Genomic DNA, 21,343 nt, shown 5'->3' with positions numbered 1-21,343 from the left:
CGCGTGCGCGCAAAGGCCTAGAATTCGAAGGCGATCTAAATGCGCTGCCGTCCGTAGGCGACTGACCAGTGTCAGCATTGGTCACGACCAAGCCACTTGGAAAGCCTGGGCACTCGTCCTACTGAATTTGTCATTTCGCGTTCTCCACAGATGTTGCAGCTTTCGAACCAAATAATATGGTTGCTTGTCCACCGACCGGACAATCTCGGTGGCCGTGAAGATACTGTTTTGAGCCGATATGGCTGTGTCGAACAAACAAGATGGGCGCTCTTCTTGCCATTGCCTTTAGCCGAAATTGCACGCAGTTCGGCGGGTCGGAGAATAAGCCACGGTTCGGACCCCACTGACTCAAACGTTGCAATAAGCCTACCATTCACAGCGAACCGGAGTTGCTAAGAGTCTATGAATTTCCTTGAAGGATCTGTTGCAACGTTTGCGCAGCCCGGTCTTGCTCCCGGCTTGCAGCGGTCAATCTCGTGCAGACTGACCGTGATGCAAAGATGACAAGGAAGGTTCGCTTTCAATCCGATCTTCTTCCTGGCCAAGTAGTTCGTAGTCTCATAACTGTGGCCTAGACAAAAGGAGGGCTAATCAGCGAGGTATGATGTCGTTAGCGTGGTTGGGCCACCAGCAGGTCGACGCCAAGATCGACACGCGCAATTTCCCGCGCTACGAGAATGTCAGTGACTGCACGCTCTTCCTCGGGCGGTCTGGCTGCGCCGTCTAGAATCTGAATGCGTCTCGCGCCGACCCGTTCAGCAATGAGCTGTTCGGCTTGCCGCATTGACGGCGAAGCAAGCTCAAGTACGTTTTCGCGCATCTCACGCGCCGCCTCGCCGACTTCCGCAAAACGCTTCTCGGCGAACTGCTCCTTAAAGAGCGCAGCGAGATCATCAAATGTTTGAACTTTGGTGGGCTTGGGTTTCGAGCAAAAATATCCAGTTGCCAGTCCAGGTTTATAGGCAAGGCTGTGCGCTTTGTCGTCTGGCAAGGGCCCAATATCCCCTGGTGAGACGAAAATGGACTGCCGTGCTACGGTTGCTCCATTATAAGAGCGGTCGAAATCGCTGATGTTTGCAATACAAGGAGCCGCATAGAAGACGTTTGACGGATAGCGCGCCTCAAGCCGAAGAAGCAGTTCATGCTGACGCGACACATCCCTGCGCATCATGGCAATCCGAAAAAATGGTATCGACAAACCGGGACAATGTCCGCTCGCAATCTCAAAGGCAGTTCCTCGCTTCATCAGCTCCGGAAGCTTGTACTGGAAAAACAGCGGAACCCCTGGGAAATTGATGCGGATGTCAAAGCCAGAATGCCCCTCCTGTATGAGGTTTGGAAAGACCGGCGCGCCTACAGGTGCGGCTGACGATGACCGGATAAGGTTTTCGGTGAAGGCATACCCAAATGAGAACTCCGTGTAGCCCACCTTCATTCAATTCTGCTTTCGTGCTGAAGTTTATCCGGGACTCTTTGCCTGCAGCCGAGCAGACCATATAACAGAAAAAACTATGTATACTTGCGATAGTCTGAGCTTATCGATTCCTCGGATAGATATTTCAAAAGCTCACCCACTCTTCTGGCTGCTAGAATGGGAATGGGAAGCTTCTGGTTGATTTGGGTCGAGTTCCAGTTGATTTTGGTAAGCGACAAAACCTCCTGCGCTATCTCAGCGATTCCCGGCGCAGATCGCCGATAAGTTTCGGGCTTCGCGAACAGCGCCAGAGTGCGTAGCCGATATCTTCAACCGGGGCGGCGGCTTCTCCCTCGCCAGTGCCGAGCGCGATCATATGCATTGCGCATTGGGCCAGCGCGCCGTCAAGGCGCCCCGCTTCCGTCGCGCTGCCGTAAAGGTCCAGGAACCACGCCAGCGAGTAAGACCAGTCGGCAGGCAAGTCCTGCCCATTGTGATCCCTTGCGACGACGGCCACGACGGCGTTGCGGCCTTCGGGCGTGCGGGGCTCTATCCCAAGGATCGGGTATAATTCGGGTGTCGGCTGCTGAAGGATACGCGCCGGCACGAGCGACAGTGCTTTCTCCAGCGAGGGAGGAAAATCCTCCAGTTCTTCGGCCAGTTCGGCAGCTTCTCTCCTTCGTCCCTCGCGGCGCGCTTCTACATATTCTGCCGCAACCACGGCAACGGTGCGCTGCGCCCGTTCAGCGGTGCCGGTGGCAATCAGCTCGGCCGGAATGTCACCATCCTTGATAGCCCAGTGCGTACGGTGCTGTTCGAACTGTTGAATGCCCAGCCGGTCCGCAATTCTCAACACCGCTGACCGGTCGAGAAAGGCATGTTCCGGATCGGGCTCGAAGGTGAAGGCCAGTTCGTGTCCGCGCCGAACGATATTGCGTATGCAGCCGTGCCGGACCACGCGCGCGTGCGGGCCTCCCGCCCCGACTTCGTACATCAACAGCGCCGGGATTTCCTCCAGCCGGCGCAATGTTTCAGGGCGCGCGAGGTCGATAGCCTCGGCCTCGGCGCCGCTATATTCCTTGAACCGGTCAATGGTTGACGTGAACGGCGGCGTTTCCCACCACTCGCCGTGGCCCGAGACAAGCAAGTTAAACATGGCACACCACCGACCTCACGCCGCCTTCTCCATAGACCACTTCACCCGTTCGGCGAGAAAGGCGGCGAACGTTTTCACATTCATATTGCCGCTCGCCTCCTCCAGCCCTGCGAGGTAGGCCTTCCGGTCATCGACTCTGACGACTGTCCAGGGGTAACCGCCTGAAGCCAGCATCGCGTTCATGAGGAACCGCGCCATTCGTCCGTTGCCGTCCGGATAGGGGTGCACATAGCCCACAAGCCAATGCCCCAGCACGGCACGCACGGAGGCCTCCTTCTCCGCCTCCAGCAGGTCGAACAGCTCATTCATACCATCGGCCACCGCTTCGGTACGCGGCGGCACGTGCTGCGAGCCGCGCAGGTACACAGGGTGATTGCGATATCCCGCAAGCGCGCTGGCTTTGAGGATGCCGGCGGTCACTGACGGCGCGAACAGCTCCCGGTACCACTCCCGGTGAGTGTCCCGCGTCAACGCGCCGGCTGGCTTGCCGTTGATGATCGCGGCAACAGAGTCTTTGACCTTCTGGAATGCGAGGTAGTAGCCACGCGCGGCAAGCGCATCCCGGTTCTTGCGGTCCTCTTCATCAATCTCCGGATTCCAGCTCCCCTCGCGCACCCGGTCGATGAGTTCCGGGGTGACGCTGTACCCTTCTATCGACAGCGAATGGTAGGCGTCGCTTTCGTAGATATCCTCGACGAACTTCATATAGGCGTCTTTGTCGGACGGCAGTCCGGGTGCCTTCGGGAATATCTCGATGATGGCTTCGCGCTGCGATTGCCAGATCGCGCGCAGGCGGGCGACCAACGGCGGTACGCCCGCCGCAATGGTTGTCACTCCAATTTGTCCCGCGAACGGATCGGATTCGCGCACGTCATAGCCGGCGGCTTTGAAGGCGGCCACGATTTCATCGGCAAAGGAGTCGCGTCCTACGCGACGGAAGGCCCCCGCAAGCCGTCCCGCCACGGCGGAATGGCCGCCATCAAGCAGCAGGGCCAGAACGGTTGATACGTCGCGCACCGACGCCATGGCGATCTGCATCTCGATAGGGGCGCGCTGGAAGAACGCTTCCGGCACCCGGGTAAGGGCGGCCTCGACAGTGAACACGCGCTGGCCGTTTTTCTCTGTCAGTTCGGCCGGCATCTCCTTGACCTTGAGGTCATAGAGCGAAGTGCCGAACAGCAGGTCGATTTTGTTATTCGTGCCTTTGGGGGTATTCACCACCACCTGAGGCGGAATAGTGGGCGCTTCCGCGTGCAGAAGCAGCGACTGCTCCGGTGACAGGAACCAGTCCTTGCCGAACCGGTCATTGCAGTAAAGGGAGCAGAACTCCCAGAAGCTCGCGTACCAGGAGGTGGTGTCTTGCTGCTGTGCCTGCGGGCCGGTCGACATGAGCCAGCCTTTGATAACATCGCGCAGGAACCCGTTCTGCAGCAGCCGCTCCCGGTGGACGCGGGTCAGCTCATCGGACTTGAATATGCGCCGCCCACCCTCCTGCAGCTCTTTGAGGACGGCCAGTGATTCAGCGAGTTTTTCATGGGGCTTGGCCATGGCCGTGCCTTTGCAAGTTTTTAGAGCTGTGCGATTACAAGTATATAGTGCTGATAGGCGACAAGTCAATGATGCTGTGGAGTTGCAAGTTTTTTACGTTGTGCGATAACAAGTTTTTTATGCGATAATCGGGAATAACCCAGTGAAATCACCCCTTTGATCGTGTCCATAGCTCGTCTGCGCGAAGGATTGTTACCCGGATGGGCCGAGACCCAGCTCCCCCGCAGGCTACGCAGGGGCTCGGGGCGAGCCTAGAGCCTGGATCTCCGAAGCGCTTCGAAGGAGGACGCGCCTCTTTGAAAAACTCGCCCGTTGTGCATCGTGGGTACCCGTAAACGCGAATTCTCAAAGAAAAGACGCTCCTTACCTCTCCCTCCCGCCACGATCATCACGGCCGCGCCCGCGCTCACTACGCCGCGACGCCCGCGAGATCGGCTTCTCGGCAATCGCGCCCTCATCACCACTGCCCTGTCTGTCCCCGCTCTTCCCGTCATCGGCTGCGCGCGCGAACCGTCACGCACGTCCACCGCTTTCGACAACGGCGACTGCGCCGCCAGCGCATCCTGCATCGCCTGTTGCAGGTCGATGGAAGGGCTGGCCGCCTGGTCAACCCGCGCCTGCCGCTCTTCCGGCACACGCAGCGTATCCTTGTAGCGATTCTGCGCCTTGCGCACCAACGCGCCGCGCCCCTCGGCTTCAGCTCCAGCGTCAGCGCCGGCATATGCACATGCCCCGCCCGGTCTTTGATCCGCTGCTCGCGCCCGCGCTTCACTTCCAGCGATTGCAGCTCGCGTTTCTCGACCGCCGCCAGCGCCTTCAGCGTGCGCTCGCCGTCTACGGCCTGCAGCCGGTGCCGCTCCCGCTGGATATGCGCCGCCCCGCGCTTCGCCTGCACGAGCTCTGTCTTGCGCGCAACAAACGCCTCCAGCCGTTGCCGGTCCCGGTAACGGTGCAGCTTATCCCGGATCAGTGTGATGCCGGTGACGCGCCCGAGGAACGCCGCCAGCGTATCGAAGCGGCCCAAGATTGATGCGGGTGCTAGAGTGTGAAAGATGTCCCTGAAAGGTAATCAGTGTCATGGCAACAGCGGGCACTACGCTAGATTCGAAATGGATCAGCTTGAGTGGGTGATACAAGCGCTGTCCATGCCGTCAATTCGCGGATCGAGTGGTGAGTAGCGTGCATGCGCCAGAGGAATGGAACAGCATGCTGAGCGCGGTGCATCCAGTAGTAAAAGAAGTCGCCGGCAATCGCGACTAAGACCCCTGAAATGACGGCGCATCCAGTGTTAATGACTGCGTTGTCAGAGTGAAGAAACGCACCGAAATTGATCGTTACGAGCGGCTTTATTCCTAACCAGCCCAAGCTCGCAGCGTAGAGATGCCAGATAAATGTACCCCATCCGAGCCAATATCCAATTCCGCACGCCGCGAACATTTGAGGCAAAACTGTATCGAGAAGCCGGAAAGGTTAGCTCCAGCGCCGCGCAAACGGTAGCGAAGATCACAACCAGCTCAAGCGATGTTAGGTAGTACTGGACCATCTGATTAACGTCGAGAATCTGCATTTGTTTGCTCCTTCCTTCGCGCGGCCCTTGTCTCGCCCAGCAAATGGGCTCGCGTTGACAAGGCTAACCGAAGTACGATCCAAACGGTGAGCATTCTGCCGGCACCGCTATGCGGGCATCCTGGTAGATTGATAAAATTAGTTGTTTGGATGACCCATCCGGGTCCCAAATGGTGGAGGAGTCCAGCAGACGAGGTGGGTTGCGCGAGGCGACCAACTATGCACCAGTGTGCGCGCCGGCGGCTACGATAACGTTGCTTCGAGTTATGAGCTGTCTACTAAAATTTACTCGCTCTTATTTTTTGATGTTTTGCGGCTATGATCGCCGCAAACTAGATTTAGTCAGGTGTGCACAGTCGCCGACGCCAAGATCCCCTTGGTGATAATCGCCGCCAAGGGGATTCTTGCTCGCGCAATATGATCCTAGATTCCACGCGATTGGCGGTGCCTAGCTCCCGCTGCTAATCGTCTGCTGAACCGAAGATCATTCACCCATCGACGAAACCAGAGCCACAAAAGCGGTCAGGATCAGATGCTTTTGTCATAAGCACCGGCCAGCGAACATGACCCTCCGTTGGCTGAAATCGTCGGCGATAAAATGGGGCCGCCTATCGCGAGCCTGATTCTCATATGGGGTGTTTCCAAATCTTTTCGAACACCAGAAGCTTGGCCTGGCGCACCGCTTCCTCAATCGAGGCCCCGATCGCCAGATACGCGGCTATCGCGCTGGCCAGGGCACAGCCGGTGCCGCGCATCGTTCTTGCCAGCCGACGAGTGTCAAGGCGCACGGGTTCTTGGTTAGGTCGAACGAGAACATCCGTTGAGCGAGGTCCTGAGCCGTGGCCGCCTTTGATCAGCAGGGCCTGAACCCCGGCGGCGAGCAGTTGTTGTCCTTGTTGAAGCGCGCCGACCTCATCCACCGCTAGCTCTGAGCCGGCAAGAAGCGCCAGTTCGATGAGATTGGGTGTGACGATACGGCAAAGTGGCATCAGATGCTGCTTCATGATGGGGATGGCGCTTGCTTCAAGAAGCGCTCGGCCCGACGTGGAAGCCAGCACCGGATCGAGGACTGCCGGTATGCGCGGATTTTCGCGCAGCACAGCGGCAACCGCAGCGACGATCTCAGCCGTTGCGAGCATGCCGATTTTGACGGCCGCCAGCTTGTTGGCCTGCAGCGCTGCACGCATCTGATCGGCCACCAGACCGGGTTGCAGATGAAGGATGTCCGTGACGATGTCGTATGTTTGCACCGTCACCGCAGTGACGGCAAGGCAGCTGCGCACGCCCATGGAGGAGAGCGTCTCGATATCGCGCGCGATTCCGGCACCCCCACTGGAGTCCGATCCGCCGACGACAAGTACATGCGATTCCTGCCTCAGCGCCATCGGGCGGTCTCTTTTATCCACTCTCTGGTGCGCGCTTCAGGGTCAGGATGCAGCGTGACGTCGGTGACCACCGCGGCACTGTCTGCCCCAGCCTCGAATACGCCGTCGAGCCGGTCGGGGTTGAGGCCACCGATGGCGACCAGCGGGATCGGCGCGACCCGTCGTTTCCACTCGCTGAGCCGTTCAAGCCCTTGCGGCGGCCATTTCATCTTCTTGAGGCTCGTCGGATAAATAGGACCCAGCGCCACATAGTCCGGCTCGGCCGCCAGCGCCGTTTCCAGTTCGGTGTGATCGTGGGTCGAAAGTCCGAGCTTCAATCCGCCGTACTTAATGGCCAGCAGGTCGGCCGCAGCCAAATCCTCCTGGCCGAGATGAACGAAGTCGCAGCCTTCCTCGATTGCCGTGCGCCAATAGTCGTTGACGATCAGTTGGCAACCATGGACCGCGCAGACGCCGTTCGCGCGGCGGATTTCCGCGCGCAACTCGTTCTCGTCCATGTTCTTGATGCGGAGCTGGACCAGCCTAACGCCGAGCGGCACCAGCCGTTCGATCCAGGCGGCACTGTCGACGATCAGGTAGAAGGGATCGAGCTTCATGAAAAAACCGCCCTGCCGATTGTCGGCGTCGATGGCACGGCGACGCCGCGCGGCTCGAGCAGTCCCGAACCATAGGCTTCGCGACCGGCGTCGACCGCCTTGCTGAAAGCGCGCGCCATGCCGACCGGATCGGCCGCCTTGGCGACCGCCGTGTTCAGGAGCACAGCGTCGAAGCCGAGTTCCATTACGGTTGCTGCGTGCGATGGCCGTCCGAGCCCCGCATCCACGATCAACGGAATGTCGGGGAAATATCCGCGCATCGAGCGCAGCGCCATGATGTTGACCGGTCCGACCGCCGAGCCGATCGGCGCACACCACGGCATCAGCACCTTGCAGCCCGCCTCCAGCAACCGCTCGGCGACGACGAGATCGTCGGTGGTATAGGGGAACACCAAAAAGCCGTCTTCGCAAAGGACGCGCGCGGCTTCGACCAGGCCGAACGCGTCCGGCTGCAGCGTGTCGTGGTTGCCGATCACTTCGAGCTTGATCCAGGACGTGCCGAAGACCTCGCGCGCCATCTTCGCGGTCGTCACGGCTTCCTTCACGGAGTGGCAGCCGGCGGTATTGGGCAGGACGCTCACGCCGAGCGAGCGGATCAGCGACCAGAATTTCTCGCCGGCCCTGCCGCCGGCCATTTCACGGCGCAGCGATACCGTCACCACCGAAGTGCCAGACGCCTTCACTGCATCGGCAAGGATGGCCGGCGAAGGATACTGGGCGGTTCCGAGAAGCAGGCGTGAGGCAAGCTTTGCCCCGAGAAGATCGAACATCGGCTAGCCTCCCTGCATGGGTGACAGGATTTCGATCCGGTCGCCCTCGCTCAAGCGGAATTCCGCCCGTTCGGCCGCGGGCACTACGTCGCCGTTGAGCGCGGTGGCGAGCCAGCCGCCCTCATAGTCAATCTCCTTCAAAAGAGCGTCGAGCGTCGTTGCCTTGGCTTCAAGCGCTTCGCCGTTGACGATCAGCTTCATTTTCAGGCTCCCTGGTCGGCAGATGAGTTGAAGACAAGGCTGGTAGCCTGCTCGGCCATGGCCGGTGAAAGCAGGAAACCGTGCCGGTAAAGGCCGTTAATCGTGATCGTGCCGTCCTTCCTGCGCTTCACCCGCGGCAGATTGTGGGGATAGGCAGGGCGCACGCCCACTCCCGTCTCAACGATTTCGGCCTCACCGAACGCCGGATGGAGTGCATACGCCGCATTGAGGAGTTCCATCAGCGAACGGGCGGTGATCGGTCCGTCATGGTACTTTCGATCATGGTCGCGCCGACCATGAAGTGATGATCGGCTCGCGGCACGATATAGATCGGATGACGCGGATGCACGAGACGCACTGGCCGCGCGAGAGAGACATCACGCGTGTGGAGGATCAGCATTTCACCGCGCATGCCGCGTAAATCGTCGTCGGCCCGCGCGATGCCCGTGCAGTCGATCACCTGATCAAAGCCGGAAAGGCCAACCTCACCCGTCTCAAAAAGGAAGACGACGCCCATCGCACGCAGTTTGCCGGCGAGGGCTTCGAGAGCCCGACGGGGATCGAGATGAGCTTCGCCGCCAAAAAACAGGCCCTGATGAAAGCGGCCGGCAAGATCGGGCTCGAGGGCGGCAACCGCCTTTTCGTCAACGCACTCATAGTTGCGCGTACGAGCTGCAAAACGGGCAAGCTCGAAGGCATCGCGCGTATGGGCGACGACGAGAGTGCCGGCCCTCGTCACCAGCCCGGGCAGCGCCCTTTCCCACCAGTCGGCCGCAACGTTGCCGAAAGTGACGACCGCCTCCTCGGCGCTTTCGCGTTCGCACCAAGGGGCGAGCATGCCGCCGGCGAGCCAGGAGGCATTGCCGCCGATCTGGCTGCGAATTTCAGCAACCGTGACGGATGCACCCCGCGCGGCCAATTCATGGGCGACGGTGAGGCCTGCCACACCGGCGCCTTTGACAAGAATGCGGCGCATGGCTCAACGCGCCCCCTGATCTTCCTGCACTGAGGCCTGTTTTTCTACCTCGGGCGTCTCCACCGGCATATAAAGATCGCCGCCCGCGCGATATTTCTCCGCCATGGCCGCCATCCCCTCCTTCTGCGCCTCGGCGCGAATGTCGTGGGAGATGCGCATGGAGCAGAATTTCGGCCCGCACATCGAGCAGAAATGCGCCACCTTGTGCGCTTCCTTGGGCAAGGTCTGGTCGTGGAAAGATCGCGCGGTTTCTGGATCAAGCGACAGGTTGAACTGGTCCTCCCAGCGGAACTCGAAGCGCGCGCGGGAAAGGGCATCATCCCTGACTTTCGCCGCCGGATGACCCTTCGCCAGGTCGGCGGCATGGGCGGCGATCTTGTAGGTGATCACGCCGATCTTGACATCGTTGCGATCGGGAAGGCCGAGATGCTCCTTGGGCGTGACGTAGCAGAGCATGGCGGTGCCGAACCAACCGATCATCGCCGCGCCGATGCCGGAAGTGATGTGGTCGTAGCCCGGCGCGATGTCGGTCGTCAGCGGTCCAAGCGTATAGAACGGCGCCTCGCCACAGACGGCGAGCTGCTTGTCCATGTTCGCCTTGATCTTGTGCATCGGCACGTGGCCGGGCCCCTCGATCATCACCTGGCAATCCTTCGCCCAGGCGATCTGCGTCAGCTCGCCGAGCGTTTCCAGCTCGGCGAATTGCGCCGCGTCGTTGGCATCGGCAATCGAGCCGGGACGAAGGCCGTCGCCGAGCGAGAAGGAGACGTCATAGGCGCGGCAGATGTCGCAGATCTCGGCGAAGTGCTCATAGAGGAAGCTTTCCCGGTGATGGTGCAGGCACCATTTGGCCATGATGGAGCCGCCGCGCGAGACGATACCCGTGACCCGGTCAACGGTCAGCGGGATGTAGTGCAGCCGCACGCCGGCATGGATGGTGAAATAGTCGACGCCCTGTTCGGCCTGTTCGATCAGCGTGTCGCGGTAAACCTCCCAGGTCAGATCCTCGGCAATGCCGCCGACTTTCTCGAGCGCCTGGTAGAGCGGCACCGTGCCGATCGACACCGGCGAGTTGCGGACGATCCATTCGCGGATGTTGCGGCCGGTCGACAGATCCATCACCGTGTCGGCGCCCCAGCGGATCGCCCACACCATCTTTTCGACCTCTTCAGCCATCGACGATGTGACGGCGGAGTTACCGATATTGGCGTTGATCTTGACCAGGAAATTGCGGCCGATGATCATCGGCTCGCTCTCGGGATGGTTGATGTTGGCGGGAATGATTGCGCGTCCGCGCGCCACCTCATCACGCACGAAATCCGGCGTGACGAAATCGGGAACGGCCGCGCCGAAGGCCTCGCCGTCGCGCTCAAGCTTGCCGTGCAGGATCTCGCGACCAAGGTTCTCGCGGATGGCGACGAACTCCATTTCGGGTGTGATGATGCCGGCGCGCGCATAGGCAAGCTGCGTCACCGCCTTGCCGGTCTGGGCCCGGAGTGGCCGGTTGCGGATGGGAAACTCCGGCGTCAGGCGCTCGCCCGTCGCGAATCCATTGTCTTCCGGCCGGACATGGCGGCCGTCATAGGCCTCGACATCGCCGCGCGCCAAAATCCATTCGTGGCGAAGTCGGGCCAGGCCTTTTTCGATGCTGGTTTCGACAGCCGGATCGGTATAGGGGCCCGACGGATCGTAAGCGGTCACCGGCGGCTCGCCTGCCGTCGGATGGACGGAGATTTCGCGCATCGGCACCCTGAGTTGCGGGTGGATGGTACCGGATTTGTGGATTTTGCGTGAGGCAGGCAGCGGTCCCGTCGAGACGGCGGGGGTGAGGGCATTCATCTTGAGGCTCCTTTGCTCGTTGCATTGGAGACCCAGTTCTGTGCCGGAAGGATGAAAAGACGCTTCTAGCGACCTGCCGAAACAGGACCTCGGGCGTAAACTCCCGCAAAGCGCTTGCACCGTCCCTACGCCAGTATGAACTGGATCAGGTTCAACGGGTCACTGCGCCGCGAATGCCAGCAGTATCTCAGCCCCTTGCCGGGACTCCCCTGGTGAATGCGTGAGGTTGGACGGGACGGCTCCGGTTTGTCAAGCGCGTTCTGGCCGCGGCGAGGATCGTCGGGCGATCGTCTCGGCCAGGCGCAAGATCGGATGGAGCGTCGCCTGAGAATCGTCTGTTCCTCGATCAGCCTCGCTTATGCTCTGGAGCTTGTTCTCTCGCGCCCGAATTTCCGCGGGGATGGCTGAACGGAGGCGATCCATTTGCGATTTTCAAGTGCGTCGGGCCGCACCCCACAATCGCTCAACAAGTTGAACACGTCCTGACCCGACTGGGCCTTCGAGTTTGGAAAACCTGGCCGGGTACTGCTGAATGGCAGGGTCCGTCAAGCGGGCGGAAGGGATGAGGAAATGAAAGAGCTGCAGATCAAAACACATAATCGAGCGATGAATATCGCCTGCGCGATCATCCGGACCAGATCTGATATGAAACATCGTCCGGCCCCGAGATCGAGGCTCCAATCTCGTATAGCTTCCATGCGACGTTCTCTTGGAGTGTTGCGGGATTGGTCCGCTCAACCGGATCTCGGAGCTCAACCCTTTCATCCGTTAGAATGAGCGTTCGAAACGCAGGATTCCGCCGACACTGCTCTTCTTGTTGGCGTTGGTCCAATTCACGTTGGAAGCGTCCAGCTTGCCGACGGCGAAGTTACCGTATCGGCCATAGTCGAGTTCCGCCGTAACTGTGAAATCTGGAAGAAACGCATAGGCGACGTTTGCAGCGACACCATGGTTCTTGAGCTGATCACCGGAGAGCTGAAGCTTGAACGAAGTTGTCTCGTTGAGCTCGTAAGCGGCGCCAGCCCAGAAAGCCCAGTTCCCGCCCCAAATCTTATAGAAGCCGCGACCATGAGCGTCGATCGCGTTCGTGGAGTCGTCGTTGAGCTTGCCCCTGGAACCGTAGCCGAACATTCCGAACAGCAACAGTTTGTTGGTGACATTGATGTCGACACGGACCTTGGCGGCCACCGATTCGTAGTTGCTATCGTAAGCGGCAACGCCGGTGATCGCGCCCCAGCCATGTGTGTATTTCAAGCCGCCGACTACGTGCGGAGCGTAGCTGTCGATTGTGCCGACCACGCCCGAGCCTTCTTCGAGCGAAACCACGGCCGAAAAGCCGTTCCCGACGTCGAAGTAGTACTGAACCACATTGGTATCGAAAGGGCCGTACGGAACCGGCGTCTGGTTGAGTACGTCACCGGCGCCGCCAATAAACATGTCGAAGGCCGACCAGTCCTTACCAACTCGGAGGCCACCAAGCTGAATCCAGGCGAAAGTCAAAGTGCTGTCTCCGTTGAAGGCATAGGGCCGAGAACTGTCCGAAACCGAAGCGCCGCGGTTGCCGAAGTTCATGCGGGTTTCGGTGTAGGTCTTCAACGTGCCGAGTTCGGTCTCCTGGCCGGTCCAAGTTTTCAATGTGAAGCGCGTGTTGTTTTGCCATGTGCCCTGATCCTCACCAGTCCTCACATCCGAGGTTCTTGCGTGATCAACCAATCCGACATGGCCCAAGCCGACGTCGTAACGGACATAGCCGCCGATGCGCACGCAGGTCTCAGTGCCTGAAATGTAGACGTAGCCCGAGCCGTAGACGTCGCAGATTTTAACGTACTCAGTCGGGTCAGGCTCGGCAACGGCGGTCACGGCGCGAGCGTCGGAAACGGCAATCAGTGCCGCAGTTGAGCCGAGGAGGAGGCTCCTAATGTTCATTGTTGATCTCCGTTCAAAGAGTAAAAGGAATGGACGTCAGTGATGAAGTCTTGCTAAGGAAACAGTCGATAACGATGCGCATTGAGTTGAATTTGGGCAGTTTTGATGCGCTAGTCACGCCAGATATTCATCAGAAATTGAGCATATGATTTGGGTGTTATTGTTACAAATATGCGATTGTTATTACAAATATAATAATCGCCGAAACGACTCCATCCAACATTTCTGTACAAATCATCCCCGTCATCTCCGCTAGTTGTGGGCGGGCCGTCACAAAGGCTTCTACTGCAAATGACGTGCCATCCTGACGACGCAGCTGCGGCTTGAAGCTCAAGTGTGCCGGCGGACCTTGGTTCGCTCTTCCTTCCTTTTTGCCTTGCGGATCAACCCAAGCACGAACGGCAAACTCCGGCTACGGTTCGTCTGTTCGCTTCGCGACAGTTTCGTTCAATGGCGACAGCTTTGTTTGCTGTGAGCCCCGACGTTGAGACGTCATGCGGCGGCACCGCTCGGTACGACTCCGTCATTTTGGCGAGCGCGATGATCGGCAATCACGCGCTGAACGCCCAGCCTTGCCTCCACCACGGAGTCAGTAGGCGCGCCGGCCTGGCATTGCGGCCGACCTGACGGTCGCGTCGAGCAGCCTCTCGTCCTGATAGACGGCGCGCCACAGCTAATGCTTCTTGCCAGCAATTCACACAACGAGCTCATCGAGATGCCAGAGATCACTATGGGGCTGCGTTAGCTGGCGAGCAAAGTCTGATCCCAACGCCGTGTTATCTCGTTGGATGCGGCAGCCGCGCTCAGCAGAATCTACTCGACCAGGCGCAGGCTGAAGGGAAGGGATGGTGGAACCAAACGGTGCGCGTGAGGGTCGCGGCGGGAACAGCCATGGCCAGTCGCTGACCGTCCAGCCAAGACTGAACGGCCGCTATGGCTGAGAAATACAACTTTCGAGCCCAAAGCGGAACGGACTGACATAGCGCAAAGACACAGGCGAGCGCAGCGGTAAGGTTGGTGGTTATCAGCATGGGACGGTAACTGTTGCAGACCACAAAATATCGCGAGGCCGGCCTGCCTTGGTACACTATCTATCCGACTGTGTCGGAGTTCTCTGGGGCGGTCGGCGCCGAGGCTTATGAGGAATGGCTCAGGAACCTGCCGGCGGACGATCCGGTGTCGCTCTATTTCCACGTTCCGTTCTGCCGATCAGCTTGCTGGTATTGTGGCTTCCCCACCACCATCACCCGCCATGATGCGCCGATCCTCAACTATCTGGCGGCCCTGCGTGACGAGATCCGTTTGGTCTCGGAGCGAGCGCCGCAGACGCTGCCCGTGAGCGACATGCATTTCGGCGGCGGAACGCCGTCTCTCATAGGACCAGCCGAGTTCCTGGCTCTGATGGAGTTCCTGCGACGCCGCTTCGCTCTCACAAAAACAGCTACGGTTGCCGTCGAGATTGATCCGCGCACGTTCACGGCCGAGATGGCCGAGGCCTTAGGAGCAGCCGGCGTGAACCGTGTGAGTCTCGGCGTGCAGAGCTTCGATCCCATTGTTCAAAAAGCAATCAACCGGGTTCAGAGTGAGGCGCAGACGTCGGCTGCCGTGGAAATGCTGCGCCGGCATGGAGTAAGCCGCATCAACTTCGACCTCATCTTCGGTCTCCCGCATCAAACGGTGCAGTCCTGCGTCGAGACCGCGAGGGCGGCGGTCGCAATGCGCCCCGACCGGCTTGCGGTGTTCGGCTATGCGCACATCCCGTCGCTTATAAAGAATCAGCGCCTCATCGAGGAGGCAGTTCTTCCGGGCAGCGCTGCCCGCGCCGAACAGTATGCGGCCGTGGCCGCGACGCTGATTGCCGCCGGCTACCGCGAGATCGGGCTCGACCATTTCGCCTTGCCGGACGACGAGCTCGCGCTGGCACAGAAAACGGGTCGCCTGCGGCGTAACTCGCTGGGCTACTCGGCCACCACCTGCAGAACCCTGATCGGTTTCGGCGCGTCGGCTATCGGCCGCGTCGGCGAGGGGTACGTCCAAAACGAAGTTACACGGGATTCCTACATCCAGCACATCGCAGCTGGCCGTCTGGCGACGTCAAAGGGCTATCGCCTCACCGACGACGACCGCGTGCGAGCCGCAATTATCGAGCGACTAATGTGCGATCTCGAGGCCGATGTGCAGGCAATCTGTGCCGCCCACGGATCTGATCCGATCCGTCTTCTCGATTCAGCTGAACGCTTGGTGATGCTGGCCGAGGACGGGATAGTGGACTTCGAAAACGGTTTTGTCCGCGTACGGCGGGAGCATCGCTTTGTAATTCGCGCTGTCGCTGCCGCGTTCGATGCTTTTCTCGATCGGGATGGCCGTAAGCATAGCCACAGGTGAGGGCAAGCATCCAACCGGAAGCTAAACTCGACGCCCTTGGCCGAGGCCTGTCATGAAGCGCGCGTCAAGGATGCGAAAAGCAGAGCTGATCCGCCTATTTCATCTCATCTTCAATGACATCGACCTCGTGGCTGCCACCGAGGCGTCTCCATATTGATCGTGGTAGGTGCGGGGCATCTGGGTGTTTCGCCGTCAGCGCATGAATATCCCCGCCATGTGATGGGTCAGGAAATCGCGGTGGCTGCAATCAGCCCGTCCATCGATGACAGACCGCGGCCACGCCGCTTCGCGAGGCCCGTCAGGTCGCCCCAGGCCAGGGCAACCAGTTCGTCCACGGGCAGGACTCTCGGCTCGAAGCGCTGCGGCAGGTCCCGGGCGAGCCATCCGGCCAGTGCGTCACGTTTCCGACCTTTGTCCATGAGGGCAGCGCCGCGCCGGATCTCGGCGATCGACACAACGCTGATAAATGAGCGGTCTTCATCGAGCCCGTCATCCATTCCAGCACGCGCGCGTCAGGGCTCGGCCTCGTCACCTCGGAGAGGCCATTAGTGTCGAGCAAGAGCCTCATAATGGCAGACCATGCGGTTCATCGCGTAGCCGCTCGATGTACAGTTCGGCGTTGCGCAGCGGCGATGCGCAGCGAGTGCCCAGAAAACAGCAGCCAGCTCCCCTTCCGGAAGATCGGAGCGGACGCCACGCAAAAAGCGCCAATCCTTGGCGCCGGCGGTCTGTGTGTTTGCGCGCTGGCGGCTTTGGTGTACTCCTGTGCCGTTTCGACGAGGCTTCCAGCCGGACCGGCAGGGGAGGAGGCTTTGGCGGCGCGGCCGGCACACGGCCCACCTCGAGGACGAGATCGACGATGTCGGGCAGATCCTCGGTCGCCTCACAAATCGGTGAGGTCGTCGGGACACCGTCTTCCACTTTTGTTGATCAGCCGCCTTCCTGGCCATGTTCCGAGACAATAAGGCGCCCGTGCGCCGCCGCCTCGATTAACCCAAGACGCGCAAGGATCTTTTGCCGGAGACAACGAGGTCACCATCCTGCGGTGCCGCGTTGCGTCACAGTCGGCATGAGATGTGCAAAGTGGACCGTCGTCAAACGTCAAACAGAGGCGTTGGTGACTGGACTGAACGACCAGAACGGGCTGCTTGCGCCCTTTCGGACTTCACAAAGTTCGAAAATGGCGTCGTTTCAGGGCATAATCGCCGCTTGTCAAAATGTTTGCGACAAGTCCGGTGAAAGCCTACCGAGTATCTTGTGCTTGGGGGGCGGTTAGTTCCGATAAACTAAGCGGCATACACATGCTAATCTATTTGATTTACGGGCCGACCTGCAGCGGCAAAACAGACGCGGCAATCCAAATTGCACGAGAGACCGGATGGCCGGTCATTGCGCTGGATCGTGTACAATGCTGTCCTCAAATCGCCACCGGCAGCGGGCGTCCCTCGGATTCCGAACTGCAATCTACCCAGCGGATCTACTTGGATTCGCGCCCGCTAACCGCGGGCATCATCGACGCCGAGACCGCCCATCGTAAGCTGATAATGCAAGTGGATGAGCGTAGTTCCCAGCCGGGGCTCATCCTCGAAGGCGGTTCGATCTCCCTTCTCAATTTAATGGCGCGAAGTCAGCATTGGGATGGCGCTTTTCGGTGGCATGTAAGGCGGTTGCGGCTCGGCAACTCGGACGCCTTTCTGGAGAGAGCCAAGCGTCGGGTCACAGACATGTTTGTCACAAGAGAAGGACAACCTTCATTGCTGCAGGAACTTGCGGATCAGTGGAAGGAAGATGCAGTCCGTCCCACTTTGGAAGACGTTGACGGATATCGTTGCGCCATTCATTTTGCGAGAGAGCACAGCTTGGCAATCAGCGAAATGCCGTGCCTTCGCAAAGAGCTCCAACAAGATCTTGTAGAGGCGATTGCGAGAGAATATCTCGCTATGCGCGTTGGCAAGAACGCGACTTTCCAGAATGGCAAACTGAGTGAGCAAGCCTCCCCGGACCTCGCCTGCGATGCGGGCACGGTAGCTCCTGAGAATTGCGCTAAGTGGTTTGCTGAAGCAAGCTAGTGCCAGGCGACATTAGGTCCGTGTGGCAGCGGAAGGATTGCTTTCGCCACGGTGACTGCGGAGGAGGCGACATGGCTGCACTGCTCATTTCAGGCATGGGACGGAATGTACCGATGACAAAGTGCTGCGCGCTTCGTAGCGACCGCTACCGTGGCTGACTCGCGAACTACTATCCGCCAGCCCAGTCTGTGGCGTCGTCTCGGCTTTCATCGCCACCGCCTTCGCCCAGGAAACGCCCGAGGCCGCAAGCGTCGCCGTGGCAGTGCGGCACCCGGCAAGATGGGTGGTCATCGGCCCTATCTGATCGACGGGGAGCACCGTGCTTTCGTCCTGGGCGAGGTTGAGCGAGATGCCAACATGACGCTTCATCAATTGACGGCGGCACTGGCTGAACGTGGTCTCCTGCGAGCGTCGGTCGCTTCCTGCACCGCGAGGGCAAGAGCTTCAAGAAAACCGTTCTGCCGGCCGAGCAGCTCAAGCCAAAGCTGATGCGCGGGCGTGCGCAATGGATGCGCTATCAGACCCGCATTGACCCTACGCGCCTGGTCTCCCTGGATGAAACATGGGTCAAGACCAACATGGCGCCGTTGCGCGGCTGGGGTGTGCGCGGCAAGCGGCTGATGGCCCACGCACCATATGGCCATTGGAAGACGATGACCTTCATCACCGCGCTGCGGCAGGATCGGGTGGAGGCGCCTTGGGTCATTGACGGACCCATCAATACGCAGGCCTTTCGCGTCTATGTCGAAACCGAACTCAACAAAACACTGAAGCCGGGCGACATCGTCATTCTCGACAATCCCGGTTCTCACAAGGGCCAAGCCGTCCGCGACATCGTCAGGGCTGCTGGCGCAAGGCGGGTCAAGCCCGCGACAGCGGCAATTTTGTTCCGGCTATCACCCTCTCGTCGAGAACGGCGTGACGGAAGCGATAAAGTTGCGCCGGCCGGCCGCCGGTTTCCGCGGTTGTCTCACCGGTTTCCTCGACCAGCTCCTGCTGCTCGATTAGCCGGCGAAAGTTCGGCTTACGTACGAGCCTGCCGGCAAGCGCCTCCACGGTGCGCTGCAGCTGCAAAAGCGTGAAGACCGGCGGCATCAGTTCGAATACGACCGGCCGGTATTTGATCTTGGAGCGCAGCCGCGCAATGCCGGTCGCCAGGATGCGACGATGATCGGCGATCATCGATCTGCCCGACACCGAGGTGGGCGCAGCGGAATGTCCGGCGCGTATTGCTTCCTCCACCAGGGCGGCTTCGTAGAGCAGCTCATAACGTTGAAGCGCAAGTTCCTCGTTCCAATGGCGGTCGTCAAAGCCGAAGGCGATCGCCGCCCGCCGTCGTCGGTCGAGGCGTGTCGTACCGTCGTCAGTGCCATCCGCCCATTCCATCAGGCGCGGCCGCAATTCGTCCAACACGACCGCCGGTGTGCCGGAGCGGTGATCCTCCCACGGGAAATAGTCGTACCAGCTTCCCCAGTGTCGCCCGGCCGGGTCGCCAGCTTCGTCTTGGTGGGTGAGCGCCAGATAGCTGATAGAGACCACGCGGTCGTCAGCGCCAACCCTGTCGCGATCGGCGAAGGTGTAGAGCTGTTCGATATAGCCGAGCGGCTGGCCGGTCTGTTGTTCCACCCATCCCCTGAGGCCCGACTGCAGCGAACGGTGAGCAAGCTCGAACGGGCCGGAGGGCAGGGCGTTTGCCTGCGGGATGGTCAGAACGCAGGGGGCGCTGCTGTCCATGGCGACCACAACGGCGATCAAGTCCGCATTGACCTCGTTGGCCTTGCCTCCAGCTCCGCCTTTCCTAATCCCTTTTGCGCGATCGTCCATGGTCCCCGACGTCGTTGAGCAGAGCCCTGCCGCGTAGGCGGCTGAACCGATTGAATTCCGTTTTTGTCTGATAATTGTCGGCGCGTCAACACCACCCGTCGTGGCGATTTTAGCTCTTCGCAGCTGCATAAAAAGTGCCAACGCGACATCCGTGCTTGGGGAAGGAGGCCCACGGCATAGTTCTCCACGGCTTGGCGTCGACGCTTGGCGTGACGCTGGAGATGATGATCATGCACGGTCAGACCTGCGCCGTGGCCTGGAGCCGGCGCAAATGGTCGTCGACCCGCCGTTCGGTTCCTTTTGAAGAAACCCGGAGCAGGCTTTCCGCAATGCCTGATAAAGCCCTTCCAGTGCGCCCGCGCCAGCATCATCGCACTCGCACTCCAACACAACCTATGCGAGTCAGTAAATCGACTCGCCGGCACTATTGTTTCAGGGGAAATGAATCTAGTTTCAAAGGGTTCGGCCGATAGGCCGGGCACAGCTGCGGCCTTCACGGCCTTTTTGACATAAACGCGTCGCCCGATTGAGATTATCTTGACGGTAGCGCAGTGCGCCATCCATGCCAGTCGAGATGATCATGGGCAAATATCGAGACCATCGCGAGCCACGCCGGCATCGCTATGACGATGACCCCGTTTCCTTTTCGGAACGGACTTCCGAGCCAAGCTATTTTCAGCGCCCGCCGCCCGTGACGGCAGATCCTGTCGATGCGGAGGTATTGTGGTTCACAGTCAGCAAGGGTTTTGGCTTCGTCAAACTGTCGGACGGCACGGAGGCCTATCTGCACGTGCGAGTGTTAGAGGCGGCCGGAAGCCGGGATGTTGCCGCGGGAACGCCTCTCAAGATCACGGTCGAAAAAAGTCCAAAAGGTCATCAAGTCGCGCAGGTGCTGGAGATCGGCGATCACCGCGCGAAAACTCCGTCACATACGCGCGTCGCTGGAGGGACCTTCGTTGAAACCGGTGCGCAGCTGGAGAGCGGGGGCACGGTCAAGTGGTACAAACCCGAAAAGGGCTTCGGCTTCATTGCTCCTGACAACGGTGAGAAGGACGTCTTCGTTCATGCCAGCGCCCTGACGCGCTCAGGGCTCAGCGTGCTGGTGGCGGGACAGAAGGTGTTTGTCGAAGGCGGGCAAGGCAAGAAAGGCTGGGAAGTCCGGAGCATTCGCCTTGCCTAGACGGCGATGCATTGCTCGCCTCGAAGGAGATGCCGGAGAGCGTCGGGCGGCCGCCATACTGGTATCCTATTGGCGCCCCATCGGGTTCCCGGATTGAGCAAGTCCGGATCCCTATTTTATGCCGCTGCCAGCGTTGTGTCCGCCATGTGCACGCGCGCTGCCGCTGCCAACAGGTCGGTCTGGGTGATCAGCCCAATAATGCGTCGCTCGGCATCGACGATGACCACGGCATGGCTGCGGCCGTCGGTGAGCACCGGCAGCAGGCTCATGGCCGGCGTATCGGGAGAGGCGGTGCCAGCCTTCGACATCACAGCCCTCACCGCGTCGGTCGCCTTCGTCAGCTCGCGCAGGCCAACTACACCGACCAGCCCGCCCTCGGCGTCGGTCACCGGCAGCGTCCGGATGTTGTGATCGAGCAGCAAGTGACGCGCCTGGTCGGCAGGCGCATGTTCATCGACCGAAATCACATCGCGCGACATGATGTCCTCGCACAGCAGGACCCGGTGGG

Annotated in this window: 18 protein-coding genes, 4 pseudogenes and 1 riboswitch; of the genes and pseudogenes, 6 read left to right on the top strand and 16 right to left on the bottom strand. The window is 60.0% G+C overall.

Features of this window, described 5'->3' with window-relative positions; all coding sequences use genetic code 11:
• Positions 1-610: 610 nt before the first annotated feature.
• The 3 genes from NKI24_RS32325 to NKI24_RS32315 form a co-directional block, all read right to left on the bottom strand.
• On the bottom strand, positions 611-1,435 hold the full coding sequence (locus NKI24_RS32325; RefSeq protein WP_352750376.1) for a hypothetical protein: 825 nt from the start codon (positions 1,433-1,435) through the stop codon (positions 611-613).
• A gap of 229 nt (positions 1,436-1,664) precedes the next feature.
• The gene (locus NKI24_RS32320) at positions 1,665-2,570 is read right to left on the bottom strand and encodes a hypothetical protein (RefSeq protein WP_352750375.1); all 906 of its coding nucleotides are present in this window, start codon (positions 2,568-2,570) and stop codon (positions 1,665-1,667) included.
• Between the two features lie 15 nt (positions 2,571-2,585).
• Positions 2,586-4,118, bottom strand: a complete 1,533-nt coding sequence (locus NKI24_RS32315; RefSeq protein ID WP_352750374.1) for a Fic family protein — start codon at positions 4,116-4,118, stop codon at positions 2,586-2,588.
• Between the two features lie 727 nt (positions 4,119-4,845).
• On the opposite strand from NKI24_RS32315, the gene NKI24_RS32310 reads away from it, so the two are divergent.
• Positions 4,846-5,148: a hypothetical protein gene (locus NKI24_RS32310; RefSeq protein WP_352750373.1), complete on the top strand. Its 303-nt coding sequence runs from the start codon at positions 4,846-4,848 to the stop codon at positions 5,146-5,148.
• Positions 5,149-5,216: 68 nt separating this feature from the next.
• On the opposite strand, the gene NKI24_RS32305 is transcribed toward NKI24_RS32310, so the two are convergent.
• The 9 genes and pseudogenes from NKI24_RS32305 to NKI24_RS32265 all read right to left on the bottom strand — a co-directional run bounded on the left by NKI24_RS32305 (position 5,217) and on the right by NKI24_RS32265 (position 13,377).
• Positions 5,217-5,342, bottom strand: coding sequence for a sterol desaturase family protein (locus NKI24_RS32305; RefSeq protein WP_352515991.1), 126 nt, complete (start codon positions 5,340-5,342; stop codon positions 5,217-5,219).
• Positions 5,343-5,421: 79 nt separating this feature from the next.
• Positions 5,422-5,685, bottom strand: a complete 264-nt coding sequence (locus NKI24_RS32300) for a hypothetical protein (protein WP_352750382.1) — start codon at positions 5,683-5,685, stop codon at positions 5,422-5,424.
• A 625-nt stretch (positions 5,686-6,310) separates the two neighbouring features.
• A complete protein-coding gene (locus NKI24_RS32295; RefSeq protein WP_352750372.1) occupies positions 6,311-7,069 on the bottom strand; it encodes a hydroxymethylpyrimidine/phosphomethylpyrimidine kinase in 759 nt (252 codons plus the stop codon).
• A complete protein-coding gene (locus tag NKI24_RS32290; RefSeq protein WP_352515936.1) occupies positions 7,060-7,665 on the bottom strand; it encodes a thiamine phosphate synthase in 606 nt (201 codons plus the stop codon). The genes NKI24_RS32295 and NKI24_RS32290 overlap by 10 nt, the downstream gene beginning before the upstream one ends.
• A complete protein-coding gene (locus NKI24_RS32285) occupies positions 7,662-8,435 on the bottom strand; it encodes a thiazole synthase (RefSeq protein ID WP_352750371.1) in 774 nt (257 codons plus the stop codon). Before NKI24_RS32285 ends, NKI24_RS32290 begins: the two co-directional genes overlap by 4 nt.
• 3 nt (positions 8,436-8,438) lie before the next feature.
• Positions 8,439-8,636, bottom strand: coding sequence for a sulfur carrier protein ThiS (thiS, locus tag NKI24_RS32280; protein ID WP_352515934.1), 198 nt, complete (start codon positions 8,634-8,636; stop codon positions 8,439-8,441).
• A 2-nt stretch (positions 8,637-8,638) separates the two neighbouring features.
• Positions 8,639-9,612, bottom strand: a pseudogene (gene thiO, locus NKI24_RS32275) (glycine oxidase ThiO).
• Positions 9,613-9,615: 3 nt separating this feature from the next.
• Positions 9,616-11,451 carry a phosphomethylpyrimidine synthase ThiC gene (gene thiC, locus NKI24_RS32270; RefSeq protein WP_352750370.1) on the bottom strand — a complete coding sequence of 612 codons (1,836 nt, stop codon included), beginning with the start codon at positions 11,449-11,451 and terminating at the stop codon, positions 9,616-9,618.
• Between the two features lie 104 nt (positions 11,452-11,555).
• Positions 11,556-11,672, bottom strand: a riboswitch (TPP riboswitch).
• A 547-nt stretch (positions 11,673-12,219) separates the two neighbouring features.
• Positions 12,220-13,377, bottom strand: coding sequence for a porin (locus tag NKI24_RS32265; RefSeq protein WP_352750369.1), 1,158 nt, complete (start codon positions 13,375-13,377; stop codon positions 12,220-12,222).
• A 1,044-nt stretch (positions 13,378-14,421) separates the two neighbouring features.
• Between NKI24_RS32265 and hemN the strand changes: the two genes are divergently transcribed.
• Positions 14,422-15,762, top strand: a complete 1,341-nt coding sequence (hemN, locus tag NKI24_RS32260; RefSeq protein WP_352750368.1) for an oxygen-independent coproporphyrinogen III oxidase — start codon at positions 14,422-14,424, stop codon at positions 15,760-15,762.
• 227 nt (positions 15,763-15,989) lie between these two features.
• Here the strand turns inward: hemN and NKI24_RS32255 are convergent.
• A pseudogene (locus NKI24_RS32255) lies at positions 15,990-16,330 on the bottom strand (PIN domain-containing protein); the annotation flags it as partial.
• Positions 16,331-17,063: 733 nt separating this feature from the next.
• On the opposite strand from NKI24_RS32255, the gene NKI24_RS32250 reads away from it, so the two are divergent.
• Positions 17,064-17,831 (top strand): isopentenyl transferase family protein, encoded by a 768-nt coding sequence (locus NKI24_RS32250; protein WP_352750367.1) that lies wholly within the window; start codon positions 17,064-17,066, stop codon positions 17,829-17,831.
• Positions 17,832-17,915: 84 nt separating this feature from the next.
• On the opposite strand, the gene NKI24_RS32245 is transcribed toward NKI24_RS32250, so the two are convergent.
• Complete coding sequence (locus NKI24_RS32245) at positions 17,916-18,200, bottom strand: hypothetical protein (RefSeq protein ID WP_352452632.1); 285 nt, start codon at positions 18,198-18,200, stop codon at positions 17,916-17,918.
• Between the two features lie 119 nt (positions 18,201-18,319).
• Between NKI24_RS32245 and NKI24_RS32240 the strand changes: the two are divergent.
• Positions 18,320-18,619: pseudogene (locus NKI24_RS32240) on the top strand (transposase); the annotation flags it as partial.
• A gap of 73 nt (positions 18,620-18,692) precedes the next feature.
• Here the strand turns inward: NKI24_RS32240 and NKI24_RS32235 are convergent.
• The gene (locus NKI24_RS32235) at positions 18,693-19,655 is read right to left on the bottom strand and encodes an NUDIX hydrolase (RefSeq protein WP_352750366.1); all 963 of its coding nucleotides are present in this window, start codon (positions 19,653-19,655) and stop codon (positions 18,693-18,695) included.
• A gap of 173 nt (positions 19,656-19,828) precedes the next feature.
• Here NKI24_RS32235 and NKI24_RS32230 point away from each other — a divergent pair.
• Positions 19,829-19,956, top strand: a pseudogene (locus tag NKI24_RS32230) (3-methyl-2-oxobutanoate hydroxymethyltransferase); the annotation flags it as partial.
• A 279-nt stretch (positions 19,957-20,235) separates the two neighbouring features.
• Positions 20,236-20,835, top strand: a complete 600-nt coding sequence (locus NKI24_RS32225; protein WP_352750365.1) for a cold-shock protein — start codon at positions 20,236-20,238, stop codon at positions 20,833-20,835.
• Between the two features lie 116 nt (positions 20,836-20,951).
• Here NKI24_RS32225 and NKI24_RS32220 read toward each other — a convergent pair.
• A partial coding sequence (locus NKI24_RS32220; RefSeq protein ID WP_352750364.1) for a CBS domain-containing protein occupies positions 20,952-21,343 on the bottom strand: 392 nt, incomplete at its 5' end.

The organism is Mesorhizobium sp. M0701 (assembly GCF_040320365.1).
Classification (GTDB): Bacteria; Pseudomonadota; Alphaproteobacteria; order Rhizobiales; family Rhizobiaceae; genus Mesorhizobium.
This window is presented reverse-complemented; position numbering and strand designations above follow the sequence as displayed.